This window comes from Halorubrum sp. AJ67 (assembly GCF_000513435.1).
Genome location: NZ_CBVY010000001.1, coordinates 140,807 through 158,724, shown reverse-complemented (window position 1 = coordinate 158,724; position 17,918 = coordinate 140,807). Strand labels below are relative to the sequence as shown.

General features: G+C 54.4%; 13 protein-coding genes. 2 read left to right on the top strand and 11 right to left on the bottom strand.

Going from position 1 to position 17,918, the window contains the following annotated elements; all coding sequences use genetic code 11:
* Positions 1-354 precede the first annotated feature (354 nt).
* The gene (locus BN903_RS00720) at positions 355-801 is read left to right on the top strand and encodes a hypothetical protein (RefSeq protein WP_048075884.1); all 447 of its coding nucleotides are present in this window, start codon (positions 355-357) and stop codon (positions 799-801) included.
* Positions 802-831: 30 nt separating this feature from the next.
* Here the strand turns inward: BN903_RS00720 and BN903_RS00715 are convergent, their stop codons facing one another.
* The 8 genes from BN903_RS00715 to BN903_RS00690 form a co-directional block, all read right to left on the bottom strand.
* Positions 832-2,103, bottom strand: coding sequence for a hypothetical protein (locus tag BN903_RS00715; protein ID WP_048075883.1), 1,272 nt, complete (start codon positions 2,101-2,103; stop codon positions 832-834).
* A 150-nt stretch (positions 2,104-2,253) separates the two neighbouring features.
* Entirely contained in the window at positions 2,254-2,412 is a 159-nt protein-coding gene (locus tag BN903_RS16205) for a hypothetical protein (protein WP_154017954.1), read from the bottom strand.
* 43 nt (positions 2,413-2,455) lie between these two features.
* Positions 2,456-6,406: a helicase-related protein gene (locus tag BN903_RS00710; protein ID WP_048075882.1), complete on the bottom strand. Its 3,951-nt coding sequence runs from the start codon at positions 6,404-6,406 to the stop codon at positions 2,456-2,458.
* A gap of 17 nt (positions 6,407-6,423) precedes the next feature.
* Entirely contained in the window at positions 6,424-9,312 is a 2,889-nt protein-coding gene (locus BN903_RS15400) for a DUF1156 domain-containing protein (RefSeq protein ID WP_079890519.1), read from the bottom strand.
* A 6-nt stretch (positions 9,313-9,318) separates the two neighbouring features.
* A complete protein-coding gene (locus BN903_RS00700; RefSeq protein WP_052334865.1) occupies positions 9,319-9,960 on the bottom strand; it encodes a hypothetical protein in 642 nt (213 codons plus the stop codon).
* Complete coding sequence (locus tag BN903_RS00695; RefSeq protein WP_195155664.1) at positions 9,960-13,259, bottom strand: ATP-binding protein; 3,300 nt, start codon at positions 13,257-13,259, stop codon at positions 9,960-9,962. Before BN903_RS00695 ends, BN903_RS00700 begins: the two co-directional genes overlap by 1 nt.
* Positions 13,252-13,479 (bottom strand): hypothetical protein, encoded by a 228-nt coding sequence (locus BN903_RS15395; protein WP_079890518.1) that lies wholly within the window; start codon positions 13,477-13,479, stop codon positions 13,252-13,254. The genes BN903_RS00695 and BN903_RS15395 overlap by 8 nt, the downstream gene beginning before the upstream one ends.
* Before the next feature lie 158 nt (positions 13,480-13,637).
* A complete protein-coding gene (locus BN903_RS00690; RefSeq protein WP_048075881.1) occupies positions 13,638-14,774 on the bottom strand; it encodes a DUF4238 domain-containing protein in 1,137 nt (378 codons plus the stop codon).
* A gap of 124 nt (positions 14,775-14,898) precedes the next feature.
* Here BN903_RS00690 and BN903_RS16200 point away from each other — a divergent pair, with 124 nt between their 5' ends.
* Positions 14,899-15,096 (top strand): hypothetical protein, encoded by a 198-nt coding sequence (locus tag BN903_RS16200; protein ID WP_154017953.1) that lies wholly within the window; start codon positions 14,899-14,901, stop codon positions 15,094-15,096.
* Between the two features lie 34 nt (positions 15,097-15,130).
* Here the strand turns inward: BN903_RS16200 and BN903_RS00685 are convergent, their stop codons facing one another.
* The 3 genes from BN903_RS00685 to BN903_RS00675 form a co-directional block, all read right to left on the bottom strand.
* Entirely contained in the window at positions 15,131-16,579 is a 1,449-nt protein-coding gene (locus tag BN903_RS00685; RefSeq protein WP_048075880.1) for a hypothetical protein, read from the bottom strand.
* A 448-nt stretch (positions 16,580-17,027) separates the two neighbouring features.
* Positions 17,028-17,501: a hypothetical protein gene (locus BN903_RS00680; RefSeq protein ID WP_228840980.1), complete on the bottom strand. Its 474-nt coding sequence runs from the start codon at positions 17,499-17,501 to the stop codon at positions 17,028-17,030.
* Between the two features lie 36 nt (positions 17,502-17,537).
* On the bottom strand, positions 17,538-17,918 hold a 381-nt coding region (locus BN903_RS00675; protein ID WP_048075878.1), incomplete at its 5' end, for an IS1595 family transposase.

Here is a 17,918-nt window from a genome sequence, read left to right as displayed (position 1 = left end):
ATCTGATATAAAACCCTCAGTTTTAAAGATAGAATCTTGGATACGAGGGTTTGGGGAGGTCTAGCGCGAGATATCGGTGTTTAGCGGGGTCTCGCGGGAGATTCTAGCGACCCCCCACCCCCACCTTTTGGGCCGCTTCCATTATTCATAGACCCCCCCTCTCCCCCTCCTATACCAACATCCGATTCCGGAACCGAGTACTGTTTTCGACGAGTATAGAAACAGTCACCAGAGAGAAACTAACCGACATCTGGTCGTGACACACTGCGTCCAACGTGAGTTCGCTGTCTCTTCCGACCCTGCGCGTAGAACTACACCACAAACCGTATAGGAACAAGCAACGACTTCCGTCCTATGCTCTCAAGCCTACCCACTCGCCCTCTGTCTGTTGACGAGCTCCAGTCCCTCCATAGGAGCGGTTCACTTGTCGCTGCCGCGCCGATCAATGTTGTACTCGATCCGGACCAAGACCGCTCGCGATCGCTGGTCGTAAGCGCCGTTCTAGCCACCGAGGCGTTTGTCGTCGGCGTCAGCTACGACCCCAGCGACCAGACCTGGAACAAGGTCATACAGAAAGAAAACGGACCCGAATCCGAGAAGGGACCAGATGGAACCGTCGAAAGCGTCATCATGGAGGCCGAGAGCGCACTCGAGCAGGAGGCGGAACGGTTAGAAGAAGACGGCGAAGTAGGCGAGATATTCGGTAGTGACGTGGAAGATGGAGTCAATGCCGACTACCGGGATGGGACCGAGCTGAACAAAGTTCTTCAAAAACAGTACGACGAATACACGCAAGAGTGACACATACCCGGATTCAACACTAGGTTTGTGTTAATCGAACCGGTTGTCGCGTGGTTCAAGATCGTTCAGCCCTGTGTACTGGTCCCGTTCGTCTTCACTTGTGAATTCGTGAAAGATCACGCGTCGCAACATCGTGAGTGCTGCTTCGTAGTCTGTGAATAAGTCGTCGAACGGGACATTCACCCGGTCATTATGAACGACAGCGTTCCGTGTCCCGACGTAGAAGTACGCGTTACTCCCTTCTCCTGATTCTTCGAATCCGGTTGAGAAATCTGCGAGATCGTTAACTGATACACTAAGTTCATCAGCAAGATTATCGATAACCTCGTCCGTGCCACTCCCGACTTCGTCACTGTACGCTGCGTACCGCCGAGCGAGCGATTCGATTCCTGCTGCGATTGACGCGGTTTTCGCGTTTACAGTCCGGTTCTTCAGTAACGCATCAAGGTACCACGATAAGCACCGCCGGTACTTGTACTCCTCTTCACGGCGTACGAACTGGTCGTACGCGTGGTCAAGGAAAGCGTACGGATCGTTTGCTCTACTGATACTCCGACCGGCGAATGCGGATCCAATGTCCGTCCGCCATGATCCAACCCATTTCTCGTACTGCCAGTCAGGTTCCGTGCCGTTCACGGTCGTGATCGTGGCTTTGACTGGCGCTGGTAGAACACCTTGTGTGAATGCGAGGAGCCACGTGACTGGTTCGAGCGTGGAAGTTGCATGACTGACTTGCCGATCGGGCGGGCCGTTGACTTGCTGCGTGATGCGTAGTTTCCCGGTGCGGAGCGAGCGTCGCCATTCTTTGATTTCCTCGATTCGATCGTCAGTGTCCGGGAGTTCGTCTGCGTGGATTTCGAAATCCTCGCGTTCAAGGAGCGGTGTATCGTTGCTGAGCGGGACGTACGCGGTCGGCGGATCGAAGTTCAGCATGTCGAACTGGATAGTGACGGGACTGTCGAGGATTACTGTCTCGTCAGGCGCAGTGCTTGTCGTGACGGTCCCAGCTCGGAACCCGATTTCATCGTCTTCAGTTCCGTGTTGTTCACGAGTATTCGTTGTAATGTACCTGTCACTGATTGTTACACGCCCACCGGTTTCCCGGTCAGTTCCGGTTACGTCGTACGTAAATTGTGACTCCTCGTTCACAAGTTTTTGAAGAAGTTCCATCCCGCCGACATCGTTTGTCTCTGTGACTGCGCCAGTGATCGTCCCGTCCTCAGTAAGCGTCACACGGATTGTGTTGAACTCGTCGTGCCCGGTAATATCGATTGTTCTCTCCCCGATCGCCTCACTGAACATCTCGTGTCTACGACTGAGTGTGTGCTGTAGTATCGTAAATTATGGTGCTTGGCGCGCTTCTGGATGACGACACTACCCTGTGACTGGTTACGTCCCCAGATCAATCCGCACTGTGAATTCTTCGATTGTACTGGAAATCGTGTCGAGCTCCTAGCGCTCAAGAAGTGTATCGCGCCCGCCGTCCGGGCCCCTCACGCTAGTTGGATCAACATCGTATCCATCTCGACCTAGGAGGTCAACCGCCAACTGTTCCAGTCTGGCACCGTCTCCGATACCGCGGAGATTTGCTTCAAGAGCATTGTTTGGCATCTATTAGTTTATTTGGAGAATCCATACCTACAAAACTACCTCGCTACTGTGGCTGCTTTATTGGCTTCTCTCGGTTATCGAGGAATTGGTCACACCACGTCGGAAGGGAATCCATCGGTCCGTTTTCAGTTACAGTCCCATCAACTGTAATCCGGGTGAACACGCCGTCCCGCCCCCACGCACACACTACTGGCTCCTGGTCTTGATCGGGTCGAGTCACGATCCGCTGTTGGAATCGCGACGGCTCCTCAGTTTCATCCAGCAGTACTGTGAGGAGTTGTCCTAGGAGTGGATGACCTGGCGCAAGATGCTGAACCGATGGGAACTCGTCAGCACACACAGCTGAGAACGTTACTGCCACTTCATCAGCAGCAGTCGCAATAGCCTGTGCAATCGTCTGTTCTCCATCCCCGGCTGGGACCTCAATCGGTGCGTCACCTACTGAGAGGCGATATGTACTGTCCGCAAAGTCGAAGTCCCCGTCATCGTATTCGAAGTCAATCTCGTGAACCGGAGTGAATTCGACACCGGCCTCGGTAAGCGCGTCGTTATCGACCAACACTGATTGAAGACTCGGCGTCTCGAACGGCGGTTGATACTCGTATTCCTCCTCGCCGACGTCGACGAGATCCGGGTGACTGTAGGACTGCCACGCATCAAGTTTTGCTTCGTCGACGACGTCCTGAGCGACGAGGTCGTCGACGTCCTCGAGTGACTCACCAACATCAACGCGGTCTCCCTGATCGCGTTCTTCGAGTTCTTCAGAGAACTCACGGTCAGCTGATTCGACTGCAGTCTGGTCGTCAGCGCTGTCCGCGTTCAAGGTCGCATCCCGGATCTGTTGACTGACACCGGAGAGTATGGGTTGCATCTCACCGACGACGTTTTCGAAGAGGCCAATCCGGTCGTCAAGGCGATCATAGATATCTGTCTCAACCGTATCCTCGTAGCTGTAGTTGAGAATACGGATCTCGTCGAACCGTTGGCCGATACGGTCAATCCGACCGATACGCTGTTCTACCCGCATCGGGTTCCACGGCAGGTCGTAATTGATGAGCGCCCCACACTCTTGGAGGTTTAGCCCCTCACTCGCGGAGTCGGTACAGACGAGGATGTCGACCTGTCCATCGTCACGTGAGAATTCACGCTTCACGCGCTCTTTCCCGACGTGTTCCCAGGATTTGGTCTCAGGGTCGTACAATTCGCCGCCACGTCCGGAATAGGTAGCAATAGTCGAACCGAGAAGGTCCGCGAGACTGTCCCGGATAAAGTCCATTGTGTCCGCGTACTGCGTGAAGACAATCACTCGGTTGTGGCCAGCCCGGTCCAGCTCGTCGAGGTCGTTGTACAGCTGCTGGATCTTCGGGTCTGTATCAACCAAGTCTAAGTCGTTGACAAATGCCTCCAAGGCCTCGATTTCTTCCTCGATAAGCTGTTTCCCCTCTTCGGTCACGCTCGGGATGAGTTCAGAGAGGTCCAAGTCGTCGCTACTAGCGTCGAGTTCATCCAGAACGTCTCCGTCATCGAGGTCCGCGTTTTGTAGCGTTTCGAGGACGATCTGCTCCGCATCACCATAATCCCGATCACGAGCACGCTCTCGACCGGCAAGCACGGTTCGTTGCGTCCGAAGAGTCTCTAGCCGGTGTTTCAGGCTCTGACTGATCGCGTAGACACTCGACGTGAGCCGCTGCCGGTACGTAGTCATCACAAAGCCGATAGCGCGTGTTTGTGCCTCGTCAGTCTGTTGGGCTCGCTTGTAGAATTCGCGTGTGTATTCGTCGATCTGGTCGTAGACCGCTCGTGCCTCCTCGGTGAGTTCGATTTTTCGTTGTTCCGGGTTGCGGTCCGGTACGGTCGTGTCAAGGAGACCAACAGCCTCATACTTCCGGAGGGTATCCCGCGTATTCCGGTGGATGAGCGCGTCGACGGGTGTGGATTCCGCGAGGACATCGCGGATAACTCGCCAACCGCCCTGAGAGAGTTCGTCCAGTGCATCCTGACGGTCGCTATGGGACGCCATCAACCATTCGTCGGCGTCGTCGGGGTAGAGGAGGCGTTTGAGTTTCGTGTCTTCGCTCGCTTCAAACCGGTCGATGTCATATTCTGACATCGCATCGTCGACATCGTCGAGATAGCCGTCGTATGCGTCACCATAGGCCCGTGCGAGCCGGCACGCGGTCAGTACACGCTCTTTGGCGATGGCACGGTTCTGTCCGTCCTCATCTATCTCGAGCTCGTCTGCGAGGTGCTGGAAGACCTTCGAGGAGAAGGGTCGATCCGTGGGGAGCCGGTCTTGATGTTCCAGTCCATCGAGCGTAGCTTGTGTGCCCCAGGAAGCCTCCGCTTCGTCGGACTCTGAACTAGGGTTGTCGAGAACCCCGTTGAGGGCCTGCGACAGCCCGTCTCGGGTTTCGAAGAACTCCATAAAGGAATCCCGGTTATCCCAACCACCCGGAAGATCCAGCAACTGCATCAGGTCGTAGAGTTCGCCAGAGTGCAATTGCATCGGGGTAGCAGTCAGGAGGTAGTAGGCGTGCGTATAATCGCAAAGCTGCTCGAGAAGAGCGTAGAAATTACTGCCACGCCGGGCGTTATGCGCCTCGTCGACGATGACGGCGTCCCACACACCCATCCGGTCTTCCGTATCGTGGTCACGTCCGCGACAGCTTGCCGGGATGACGTCCCGAGACCGGTCAGATACACGGTCTAAGGGAGCGACCTGATCCCACCGGTCGTCGAGACGAGCCGTGTGCCAGGACATAATGACGACCGTCGGCCCATCCAGCGGCGACGATGCATCGGCGTCAGTCGACTGCTGTTCGTAGAGGAACCGCCAGATGGGGCTATCCGCCCATTCGCGCTCTCCGGTGAGGTCGAGGTCCGTAGCCGATGGTGGATAGTAGTTGCGACCACGAACGTCTCGGAATACGTGATCTCCCGCCGTGTCCCGGTCGAAGCGAACAGCGTTGATGTTGAACTTCTCCCAGAGCTCTTCTTGCCACTGCCGTTGTAGACTCGCCGGAACCAGTAACAGCCCAGTTTCAAGCTCGCCAGTAAGCCCTAGTCGGGAGAGTGTCAGGCCGGCCTCAATCGTTTTCCCGAGCCCCACCTCGTCACACAGCAGGAAGCTCTGTGGATAGGTGTTGACGAGTGTGTCTGAAACCACTCGTTGATGTGGCCACGGCGTAATCGTGCTTGCTTCCTCGGCGAGTGCGAGCCCGCCGGGGGAGATGGGTCCATCTTGGATGATGTTCGCCTTGTCCCGCTCCGTCGGCGGCGCTGTCCCGTTCGCGATCTGAATCGCTTCTTGGAGGTCGCTCTCGGTGTCGGGAGCTTTCCAGTCAATAATGTCCTCTTCGATCGCCTTGGGGAGGTCATACACTTCGACGAAGGGGTGTTCATCACTCCACAGCCGCTCAAAGGTCTCCTCGTCGCCGGTGACGTAGTCCGCCTGCTCAGGAACCCATGAACGGTGGACTTTGAACCGCTCGTAGTTGCGAGCCCAGCCGCCGACAGTCTCGTTGATGCTGCCCTCGAACGAAATCGTGTTGCCCTCGCTATCGTAGAAGAGTCCGACTTTCGGATGGAAAATCTCCCAATCGTGAGAGGGTGAGCGAGGATAGGCGACTTTGATGTGGATTCGGCCTTCGCGGAGAAGGCGTGCCAGAATGCGGAGGTTCGCATCCAAGCGTTCGTCGTCTAGGTCCTCAAGGTTCTCTTCGAGGCGGTCGGTGAGCGTCTCAAGGACCGGTCGATCTGACTCGTAGAGTTCGGTACCGACGATGAGCCGCATTTCGCCGTCGTTCTCGACGAGGGCGTGAACACCATTAGCAGCAGCCGCGAGTGCTGTACTGGAGAAGTAGCCCGCGATCCGATCGTACTGCTGGCTGCGTTCCAGTGCGGGCTCGTAGAAGTCCTTGACTAAGTGGGCTCGCCCCTGTTCGGGCTTGCTCTCGTAGATGGACTGCCACTCGCGTTCACGCAGATTAGTCATATTGGGTATATTTCAAGTTAGGCGTGGTCACCGAGTTCGCTCTGTTCGAGACTATCTTCTGAGGGATCAGTGAAATCGGTGGGGGTGAATTCGAGGCCGAGTGCGTCGTGGGTCCGACCAATGGCGAGGTCGCGAGCAGCCTCCCATTCCGAACTGTTCTGGGGAAGAACTTGTAGGAGAGCTTTCAACGTCGCTTTGAACCCCGCGTCAGTGTCGAAGTTGCGTTCTTTGAGCCAATCGATCGTGACGTCCTCGCCCTGTTTCTCGTAAACGTGCATTGCTGCGTGAACCGCGTCGAGGGCAATAGTGTAGGACAACGCTTCGGGATCAACCGGCGTCCGGTTGGATCTCTCCTCGGGTGGGAGTGTGATGTCCTGGACGCGGTCCTCATGCGTCTTCAGCTGAATGTCACCACGTTTCTTCCCCCAGATTTTCGTAGAGCGTTTGATATCGTCGATATCAACGCCAACGCCGAGGCCCAGCTGGTGACCATCATCGTAATGGAAAGTATCGGACTCGTGAACCAGCCAGGAGAGAATATACCACTCTGTAATGTCATCCAAGTCGTCCAGTCGTTCGCCTTCAAGATATTCCTCGACGAGGACTCGCGTTACAGCTTCGCGTGCTTCTTCTAAGGCTCGACGGGGAGGAACTTCATTATCTTGGTCATCAACAACGGGATAGGCGTCAGCGTAGACTTTCAGCGTTGGTCCGAATGCAGAGATAATCACGTCCGTTTTTGTAAGTGGAAGACCCGAATTAAGCAGTTCGCGCGCAGCATCCTTAGCAACGTCTCGTGTATCTGTACGGACATCAGTCCAGAGGGTCGGGGTCGAGTCCGTCTTGTGCTGATTCGCATCAACTGGTTTGCGGCCCGTGAGGAGCAATGTGCTGTCGGCTGACCCGCCACCTCGGGTATCAGTCCTCTGTGGCATTTCACTCGTGATGGGATGTGTTGAAGTGACAGTAAATCCAGATCTGATGAGGGATTTAGTGAGAGTATCCCACGCGCTGGACTCCTTGTGCGTGAACATGACGGTCATTACTCCACCAGGCTCAAGCACTCTGTAGAGTTCTTGGAAGATCTCCGCCATTTTGTCTTCGTAATCTTCAGAGGCGAACTCCTTTTTCGACTTAGAGCTGTCTGCAACTTCCTCGTATTCAGCGACATTCGCCACAGCCTCGTCGTCTTTATCCGAGAGTTCACCAGAGAACATCTTGGTGAAGGTGTCCCCAAGGTATTCTTTCAGCCAAACGTAGCAAATATCGGAAAGTTCGGAATAGATGATGCTGTCGTAGTATGGCGGGTCAATAACAACAGCTTGGACGGTGTTAGTTTCAATATCCAACTCGGCTGCGTCACCGACTAGAACCTCCGACTCGGGATCTTCGATGTCTTGAAGATATGAAACAAGCTCCTCGTAGGAGTCGCGGATACGATTGAAGTTATCTCCCCATGATTGATTTCCTGTACACAGGTTGTTGTCAACAAACGACCATTGGAGTGTGAAGTGCTTCCCACCAAGAGCATTTGCGGGGTATCCTTTTCCAGTATCGAGAGGTGCAAACCGTGTATTTCGGTCAATTGCCTTGCTGGATACCAGAGAGAGAATCGTGAGAATAGCTTCTGCCTCCTTCTCCGAGTGGTTTTCGCGGATTTCGTCTTCCACTTCCTCAAAGGCCCGAAGGTACTCATAATGAGTGACGAGTTGCCGATCAGTAAAGGCATCTTGCCATTTATTGACCCCGTACGGGCCGGCTCGATCCTCGTCACCGATGTACCGATCTTGAGTGAGAATTGTATTCAGTCGAAAATCAGATTCTGTGCGCTCAGAGGCTTTTTTACAGGCTTTGTAATCTTCTTCAGTCGGAGCCCGCCATCCAGAGCCATCGTTGACGTACTTGACACCGTAGATTGTCGTCTCATACTCCCCCTTCTTAAACGCTGTACGGATATCATTTGACTCCATCACGACAGGACAATTCAGACATTCTGCGCCACTCCGGGAATGTGGGCCATTCTGAGGGTTGAACTCGTTTTTTGACACCTCATCAGGAAGCTGTACACAGTCGTACTCGACACCTTTTGTTTCTTTATTTAGATGCGGGCGGGCAGCAACACCGCTTGTCGACGACTGCTTTTGAAGCCACCACTTCTTCACTAGAGGTATTTCGAATCCACAGTCAGGACAAGTGACGGTATATGTACAAGCATAATGGGATGGACTACGGCGGTCGTTCTCACTAGGGAAGTACTCTTCAAGCCGCTCTGAAGCAAGCTCATCGATTTTGTCACTCCATCGGTTCAATTCGCTCTGCAGAGAACCCACCTCCGGCGCGTACTCGTTCATAACCTTGAGCATTAGCGATGGGATGGGATTCAATTCGTTTGCAATCGTTGGGAGATCGTACCGGAGTGCTTCAAATGGAATTACACCGCCACCAGCTGTTGGATCTAGAACGGTGGGTAGTTCGCCGTCCCATTGATCCCGAAGAAGTTGATGAATCTCATTTCGGTCGTTCTCACTCGGTGACTGAGTAAATGGACGCGGGTAATCGTAGTGATCTTGTAGTGTTCCATCCCGCTCATCCTCAGTACTCTTCTTTCGTGCAACGTATTCGACAATACTCTCGCCGTCTGTTCCTTGGGATGGACCAATCTTCATCCATCGAAGCAGGTCGTCAGCATCAACTCCCGAAGGTAGGACAGAAGCTAGGACAGCAAGTCGGGAGGCAGGAGTTGGTCGCCGTGCGAACCAAGGATGAAGATACCGATGAGGCGGCATATGTTGTGGGTTAGCCTCCTTTAGATTCTCGATTCCAACTGCTTTGAGCGGGAGCTTCCCCTCAATAGCAAGCTGATCTAATTCGGATTTCTCATCGGTTTTAGGGTTATTTTGAGCCATGGAAATTCACTTGATATGGTCCGTCAGCAACACTCGAAGCGCCTTTTCACCGTTCGGACTCGACGGGGATCGACACTTCGCGTACCAGTAGTAGCACTCCTCATCACTCATCCGTGCAACGCCTCGAGCTAGCGAGCGCATCCGGTCGATGCGCTGCAGCGGCTTCACGCCACGGAAGGCAACAGCAAGCCGGACGCCTGCTGTCTCAGGTAGGAACACGAATCCAGCCCCACCAGTGAGGACTTCCGACGTCTCTCCCGGTGTGTCCTCGATCGCCTCCCGTACGACGTCCTGGAGCGCACGGACGCGGGTCGGATCAAGCCGTGCGACCTTTGCGCCGACCCACCCATTCCACGTCCAGCCGTCGAGCTTGGAGAGGAGATCATCGCCAGCGACATCCGAAATGAGATCCTCGACAGGAGTAGTACTCAGCGAACGGCCATCCCGCTCCAAGCGGTCACGCCGGGCTTCGGCCTGCTCGCGAGGGAGTAGTTCGTGGAGCGTCCACTCGCCGCCACTGTCTGTCTCTCGCCGGACGAGCGTGAACGTTGGGCGGCCACCGAACATACTCGTTCCGTAGCGGACCAACCGATCCTCCTCTGTTCCCTCAGCAGGTGAGGTCTCAAACTCCGATCCGCGGCTCGCCATCAGACCGTCACCTCCGAACTCGCCTGAATCGGGCCACGTCCCTCGACCCGGACGTCGATGTTGCCCGCATCGAGGTCATTATCGAGGCCAGCGAGGAGGTCATCGCGATCGTCAGTAATCGGCTCGGGTTCGTCGAACTGGAAGCGGAACTGGATTGTTTCTCGGTCGTCGCCGAACGAGCCGGGCTGGTCGATCACATCCCGGAATCGGCTCGGTGATCCCGTGAATTCCGCGCTGTACGTCCCATCGTCAGTTCGGGTTTCATACTCCATTCGGACCGTCACCGCATCTTCACGAGCTTTGAATCCAGGGCGCTGACTCACGAACTTGGCCGCCTGGAAGGGATCATCCCCGCCGACCTGGATAGTTACCTCTTCAAGTAGCGGCGTCCGGTCCGGCCCGGCCTTCGATTCCGCATCACGCCGGACTTCTGAGAACGCCCGTGAGGCAGACATCGTCTTCTTGCTCGCCTCCCAGGACTCGTCGGGCTGACACTCCTGGCAGCGACCGCGTCCGTCCAGCAGCTGCTCGCTAGCGACCTCTTTGCCGCAGGAACTACAGGTCGTATCCGACTGGTGTTCCTCACAGTAGTGGGGTTCGGTACCTTCTGGGTTTTCAATCTCCGTCCCGCACTCAGCACAGGTAGCGACTGTCTGTTCTGGTCGGTCGATTTCGTCGAGGTGGTTGTCGACGAGTGGGTCGATATCTCGGTAGACGACGAAGGAACTCCCGATCTGGACGTCGCTGTCCCGAATCGATGTCTCGACATCGGGAGATTCCACGAACGGTTCGGGGTGTGGCCACGCCTGAGGTTCTGTTGTCCCGGCCCAGTACGCAGTTCCGGACTCGCCATCCCAATAGGCGTACCCGTGATCACTAACGAGGGTGGAGACAGTCTCACGAATCGGTTTCGTGCTGAAGAGGTAGTCCAGTCCGGGCTTCTTCGCGTACTGGTTGACCAGCGCTTCGGTGGACATAGCGTCCTGAGTCTGCTGCCAGAGTTTCTGTTGGACGTGTGCGGACCCACGAGCACCGGCGTCGCGTTTCACGATCTTATCCTCAAGCGTTGTCTGGACAGCATCAACCAGCGTCGTCCCGCCGTTGGATTCGGTCGCGCCGATGGTGATGTGGGTTAGCCCGTTCCGGTCTGGGTAGTAGAGGTGACGATAGACGTTCCGTACGAGCTCCCCAAGCATCAGCTGTGCCTCGTCGCTTCGCTCTCGGAGCTCCTCGATTTGCTCTGACGAGAGGTCGGCCTTCTGCTCAGGACTATCAAGTAAGGCCTCAATTGCTTCGAGACGCCGAGCCTCATCGATCGCTGCATCCATGCGGTCCGCGTCAGGAGCGAGGAATAGGGCGTAGTTCTTGTAGATACGTGTCTCTGTCTCCCCCTCGTGTTTCGCGGCTTGCTGCTCGTAGAGCTGGGTCACACGGCTTGGCGACGTATCACCACCATCCTCGACAGCAGCGGTGTCCGGATGCATAACCGCGAGTTTCGGTGTGTCGGGTGTATCCGGTAAGTCCGCCGGCGATTCGGGGAACACGACTGGCTGGAAGCCACCGTCCCCAATCTCCTTCGAAGTGAGACGGTTCTCGAAACGCGAATGTGCGGTCGCTTCTGGAGTGGACTCAATCCGCTGATCGATGATTCGGATCAGATTTGGTTCTTGCTTGAACCGGATTCGCTCTTCCTCGTAGAGGAAATAACACGCGACGTCCATATCGTCGCCCCGGAGCGCAGATAGTGCGGCATCGTAGTCGTCGAAGTTCAGGTCCGGGTGGCCGATAGCGAGGTTCAAGTCCGCGTGTGTCAGGCCGGCTGCCTGCTCACCATACGCGAGACTGTGCCAGAGAACCGTCGTCGTCAGGTGAGTGCCGAGCGGTGGGAGGCCGTTTTCAGTCCATTTGCGGTCCTCAAGCTGGGCATGAGCGGTTCCGTCGTCGTCGTAGATGTCGGCGGTGACTGCAGGGCCGAGGTCAACGAAGTCGAAGAGCCGTTCCCGAAGAATCGTCTGAATCCCACCACCAGGGTCGTCATCGGCGACTGTGAGGTCGTAAATCCGGATCCAGTGGCGGTCGTAACTGTCGGGTTGGTGATTCCAGAGGTAGTAGACAGCTCGCGCAAGCAAGCGGAGAGCATCACGAGTACGCTGAAACCGGGGGATTGTATCGATCTTGTCCGTGAGCGCATTAATTAGTGAGGGGTGGAAGGGGTACTCACGTGCAAGGACATCTACGTAGCCGGCGTCAGTTGCTTCCTGTGGATATTGACGATCTTCCTGGTCGTAGAACTGGAAGTAGGTATCAGCGGCTTCACGAGAAGTATCGTCTGGAACCTCAGTAAACAGCCGGTGTTGTAGCACTTTACCGATCTCATTTTCACCCGTGGGGGTGACTGTCTTGTGCTGTCGGCGACCAATCTCGTTGACCTCCTCGATGTGATCATTGACGCTGTCCCGAACCCGGTCGGCCTGCTCGCCGAATGCTGTATCTGCGATAGAGTAGACGACCGTCACGTTATCCGATTCGGAAGCTGCTTCAAGCAGCGCCATCACAAACGAGAGCGTCTGATCGGCAAGCGTTTTATCGCCGACAGGCGTGCCGGCGGCCTTGTTCATGTAGTCAGCAATCTCGTCGATCAGGATCAGCGCCGGCTGGTCATATTGAGCGAAGAGCTTTGAAAGAGTACCTTCACCAGGAGCGGCCTGGTCTTGATCGTAGTCTTTGACAAACTCGTAGCCATCAAGACCGTAGAGCTGGTAGGCCAGTTCGCCCCACATTGTACGGGTGTTTGGAGCATTCGGATCGTCGTCAGCGTGACGGGCATCTTTGCTGTCGGCTTTCGTCCCGATGAAAACGCCGGTCGCAATATCGAGATCATCAGCAACTGCGTCTTGGTAGTTTGACGCAAGTGTATCGTCGCCATCCAAAAGATAGTGTGAGAGATTCTTGATCGTACTCGGGTTTTTCGCAAGGTGGTAGGCAGCAATCAAGTCGTGTGTTTTCCCACCGCCGAAGCGTGTGTCAAGACAAAGAATACTCGAGGTGTATGAACCGGGATCGTACTCTGTCGTCGCAAGAAACCGCCCAGTGAGGTTTGAAAGGAGTGTTCGCAACCCCTCTGTGGGGTAGGTCATATCATAGAAAGAACCGGAATCGCGGTAGACAGGGGCAGCATTGTCGGGGTTGTGAACAACGGTAGATAGTTTTGCAGCAAACTGTTCCTCCTGAAGAGAACCGTCGAGTACATCGTCGCGAGGTTGGCAACTGTCGAACAGAGAGGGATACTCGCTACTCATCCGTTTCCTCCGTAGATGATGAGGTATTGACTGGTTTGGAAACAATAACGAATTCCTCCTCAATGCTATTCTCAATGATGGCTTTAGCAATTCCCTTCGACTCAGCGACATCTACCTTTATTGGATCGCCGACCTCGGCATCGAATTGAGCGAGTTCAGGACCAGACAGATTCACACGGCCTGATTGACCGGTATTCTGTCCGATTGTTTTCTGAGTCATTTGATACATATATTACGTAATGGTGGCCTTATAACCTTTACTTAGTCTAAACCTGAACCAGTAATAGTGACTTAGCTGCTGATGTCCCCAGAAATCTTGGACGATGAGTACAGCGGTGTCGACCGGATTATCGAGCTCTCATAGACTCAGTATGCCACCTATAGTTCCAGTTGTTCTTCGAAGAATCTGATTGCGTAGATGAGTGCTGCGTCAGGAAATCCGACCTCGTTGAAAATCCGGCGGGCCAGGTTCTGGCCTTTCGGTGCCTGGCAGCTGGGACGTCTTTTGTCGTACCGGAGATGGGTTATGGTGGTACAGCCGGGTATGTCAGGAGAGATTTTTGGTGCTTGGTAGGCCGGAGTCTTTTCTACCTCTACGGTTTCCATAGATTCTGTTTCCAGAGGCATCGTGATTTCTTCTCTCCGGCGTACTTCGTTGATCCTGCTGTGTAGGCCTTGAATGTAGTCCTCGCTGCTGGAGCTGGATATTACGGCGTTCTCTGCGTTGTGGAACTGGGTTAGATTGATCTGGTCGACGACGTCAGGATCTTTGATCAGGACCTCTTTCCGGGAGTTGCTTTTGAACCTGTAGACCTGTGGGTCGTAGAGGAGTAGTATCCTGTTCTGGTCGATGGGGCAATAGATTTTAAGCCCTCTGTTGCCGATCCCTGCCGGTACTGCTCCGTACCGTGGTTTGTAGCGAGGATTGTCAAGGACCATCGGTGCGTCGGAGATGATGAACTCTCTTTCGGTGACGTTGCACAGCATTACAGCTTCGAGATCCTGGATTCCTGTGTAGCCGAAGATTCCCTGGGTGATGATGTAATGGTGTGTTCCGAGAAGGGAGGCGTCAACCATCGTGTCCTCCATTTCTTCCTCGGTAAGGTCAGAGTCCCAGATGACACTGCCTTCGTACCGGTCGTGTTCCATATCGTCTTTGACCGCGTCACGCATGAACTCTTCCGCACTCCGGATATCTTCTCGCTCGGCTTCGGTCCTCGCCCGCTGAGTCGTGATGAAAGAGAGAAGCAGCTTGACCTCCTGGCCGGAGAGATCTCCGATGTCAGCCCCGTTACGCAGCCTTTTGAAAGGGCTGTGCTGATGTCCTTCTAATTTGCCGAGTTCGGTTTCGACCCTTGGAGGATTCCCGTAGAAGTAGTCGCGTGAACAGACCTTCCTGATGCTGTTGGGGAAGATTTTGCCCTCAGAGAGAGGTAGGACGTTAACCACGTTGTCCGTAGCCCACCCCTTCAGGAAGTGCTGGGGTACGTAGTGCTGGTTCTTCCGCTCAGGCATTTCGTCTTCTTACGTAGGACTGGTGTTCCAGTGTCTAAAGGCCTTGCTACGCTGTAGTACCGGAAATGGTTTTTAAAATGCGAGGGCAGACCCTTAACTGACATCGGGGACAAAGACAGGGGACATGGACTCCAAGGAGATACTGCCAGGCACCGAAAGAATCCAGTTTCTACTCGATACAGACTCACTTGATAACCTTGGAAACCAGGAATACACCACGCTGGAAAAACTAGTTCGATACACGGATTTCGGAGTTCCACCACACATTCTCACCGTCAAAAAACACCGAGAAGCCTCAAAGAAGACCTGGAACAGGACGTAATCCTTACTGTTTCAGGTAAAACCACTTCCAGTCACTACTGTTCCTGCTCGTTTGCTGGGAGTCCGGTGATGAAATCCGTGATTTTTAACCCGGTAAGCTCCTCAATGAACTCCTCTCGGACCGATTCATCGATGAACGCGGATTCGATGTCCAAGTGTTTCGGAGTCATGAGTTCAGTATGCGTGTCGACCCACGCGAAGACAACAATCGCGCACCGCAAGTACCCGAACAGTCGCTGCTGTAGATCCTCGGGTATCTCACCTGTCTGGTCTCCGTGCGCCCACTGATTCCGATAGTCGTACGCATCAGTGATGTCCGCCAAGATCTTTTCCGGGTCAATATCATTACTCGCCTGCCCGATCGTGAATGCGGCGTACCGTGCGACATCACGGGATGATGTCTTTCCTTCCGTGTACTGCTTGTACAGTGCCTCGAGCCCGAACAACACGCGTCCGATGCTGCTTTGCGGTAACCTGGACCGAATGATCGCTTCACCGCAGTGGTGCAACGCAAGGTTGATCGGCGGTGTGAAGAGCTCCTGGATGAAGTACGGATTCGATTGCTGTAGTTTTGTTGACCCGTCGCAATACGGGCGTAATAATTCGAGTAACGCGTTGATTTGCGTGGCGTGCTCCGTTTCAATTTCTGCGAGAGATACACCATTTTCACCGGGTGCCGGAAACCCGTGCATTTGCACGTGGAACGTCTGTGGTACGGTGTGATGGTTTTTCACGGCGATCCATGATTGACTGAACACGCTGAGAGTCACTGCGAGGAACTCGGCAGCTACGTCCGGTGCGTCACTGAACGCGTGGTGCGTCGACATGTCGATTTCTGCGACTGTACTCCAACTCTTCACGTTCTTCCCGCGCTTGGTTTCCGGGGCCGTGTTCGATACTCGTTTCTCTCCGAGCAGTAACCCGTCGTCCACCCCGCGAAGCCGGTGCGTATCATTAATTTCGACGGGTCCATCTTCGACCACGGCACCGGAGAGTGCAAGGCGGAGCGTGTACTGGTGTTGCTCGTTAATATCAGCAGTAACGGTCCGGATGCACTCGTCAACAACACCTCGCAGCGACTCATCATCACTCACCGTCACGTGTAACTCCTGTACGTTCTCATCCCCGGTCTCGGTTTCGCTGACGGTTACGGCATCGAGTTCTTCGAACGCGTATCGTAGTAGATTGGTTAAGTACGGTGTGCTTGGTTCGAAGTCGTGTGTCTCTACAAGGTACGTGAGTAATGCAGTGCCGGCGTCCGTCTCAACGAACGCATCGTGCGTCTGAATCACGGTTCCGTACTGTACTGCCTCGATTTCGGTTACCTCAACGATCTGCCCGGTCCCGATGTACTGCCGGGTGCGGCGCGTGGTGACGAGCTCACCGTGGAGTTCGCTGCTGCTTGTAAGAATGTATTCTCGGAGTAAATCACGGAGTTCGTCCGTGGTGTTGTCTGCTACGTCACTGAAATCAAACGGGTTCATCGGGCGTTCGTCTCCGTCTACGTACTGGTATCTTGATAAAACTACAGTGACGGGTGGCGTGTGTCGTGGTGATATACGGTGCGGCCCGGTGCTGCTGTTTTTTCGGATCCGTTACGGTCGTCTCGTGACGTTTCTAGTTTTCTACTTGAAACGAAGGGGCTGAGAGCGTGTGACGTGACCACAACCCCTTCCAGAACACGTACTCGTTCCTCTCTCTTAGTTGTGGTACCTTCTGTTTCTGCCCCTCGTTACTGCTGTAGGTCCACGACTTTCACAGCCACCTTTACTCCTGTACCAGACGGCTTCTGGAACTGGTACACGTTATGATTCTGGAATCAGAGACTGGTCTCGTAGGAGTAGAACTAGTGGGTCTTCAGTCGTTATCTGCTATATTCCTGCTATAGAGAATCTCTCGGTCGTTTTTAGCAATTTATTGGTTGAAACGGCACTAAACAGAATATTGCTCGAAGTCACCGGAGGACACATCAAATCCCGGTTCTAGAGACTCCATTACCTCATCGCCGGGAATCATCCATTCACTCACAACATCCCCGTTATGAAGCCCGACAAGATTCAGCCAAAAGTTCTCATCACCTTCAGCGACGGGAGCGATTTGTATGATTTCTTCTGTTAAAGGCTCCCACCTGTATGGGTTCTTTTCGGCTGGCTCCATTGGTGAATGGATGATAGGAGCTTCATGGCCTGTCAGGTGAAAAAGAGGGACGTTGTGGATACCGGTTAAATTATCCAACATTGTTATCAACTGGCGCTTCGTAACGTAATCGTGGGTGTCAGAGATTATCGCTTCGATAGAGACGGAGATCACACCAGCGAACGAGAATAGCTCTTCGCCTCCAAACACATAGGAGCTACTCGACCCGTCTTCAACGATTAATTTAGAGTCATTCAACTTGAAATCCATATCGTGAATACGCTCTTGTGTAGCACATTGTTGATCTCAGAGAGTTGCTTTGACGGCGTGTTTGAGCGCTTTTCGTCCGGGTTTGCGGTAGAGTTCTCGTCTGAGTTGGAACGCTCGGAAATACTGTGTGAGACGGTCTTTTGAGATGCCTCGATGCGGCGAGAGCCACCGTCGCGCTAGCGACGCGTGGCTCTCGCACGTGTTCACGTGGATCGTGTCGTCGGCGTATTCGCCGTCGCCGTGAACGACGTATTCACGCTCGAAGTTTTCGTCTTCTTCAAGCGGATCGTACGCGCGAAATCCATCGGTATAGACGGTGAGAGGCTCCTGCTGGCGGCCAGCCAGCAGGAGCCGGATCGTCGATTCATCTGCGGATTTCGCCGGCACGATGTACCGCTTCTCGGTGCCACGATCCAC

Excerpts from the sequence above, each read along its gene's own strand:
- BN903_RS00710 (WP_048075882.1), bottom strand. The coding sequence starts at position 6,406 with ATGACTAATCTGCGTGAACGCGAGTGGCAGTCCATCTACGAGAGCAAG.
- BN903_RS00720 (WP_048075884.1), top strand. The coding sequence starts at position 355 with ATGCTCTCAAGCCTACCCACTCGCCCTCTGTCTGTTGACGAGCTCCAG.
- BN903_RS00695 (WP_195155664.1), bottom strand. The coding sequence starts at position 13,259 with ATGAGTAGCGAGTATCCCTCTCTGTTCGACAGTTGCCAACCTCGCGAC.
- BN903_RS00680 (WP_228840980.1), bottom strand. The coding sequence starts at position 17,501 with ATGGATTTCAAGTTGAATGACTCTAAATTAATCGTTGAAGACGGGTCG.
- BN903_RS16200 (WP_154017953.1), top strand. The coding sequence starts at position 14,899 with ATGGACTCCAAGGAGATACTGCCAGGCACCGAAAGAATCCAGTTTCTA.
- BN903_RS00690 (WP_048075881.1), bottom strand. The coding sequence starts at position 14,774 with ATGCCTGAGCGGAAGAACCAGCACTACGTACCCCAGCACTTCCTGAAG.
- BN903_RS16205 (WP_154017954.1), bottom strand. The coding sequence starts at position 2,412 with ATGCCAAACAATGCTCTTGAAGCAAATCTCCGCGGTATCGGAGACGGT.
- BN903_RS15400 (WP_079890519.1), bottom strand. The coding sequence starts at position 9,312 with ATGGCTCAAAATAACCCTAAAACCGATGAGAAATCCGAATTAGATCAG.
- BN903_RS00715 (WP_048075883.1), bottom strand. The coding sequence starts at position 2,103 with ATGTTCAGTGAGGCGATCGGGGAGAGAACAATCGATATTACCGGGCAC.
- BN903_RS00700 (WP_052334865.1), bottom strand. The coding sequence starts at position 9,960 with ATGGCGAGCCGCGGATCGGAGTTTGAGACCTCACCTGCTGAGGGAACA.
- BN903_RS00685 (WP_048075880.1), bottom strand. The coding sequence starts at position 16,579 with ATGAACCCGTTTGATTTCAGTGACGTAGCAGACAACACCACGGACGAA.
- BN903_RS15395 (WP_079890518.1), bottom strand. The coding sequence starts at position 13,479 with ATGACTCAGAAAACAATCGGACAGAATACCGGTCAATCAGGCCGTGTG.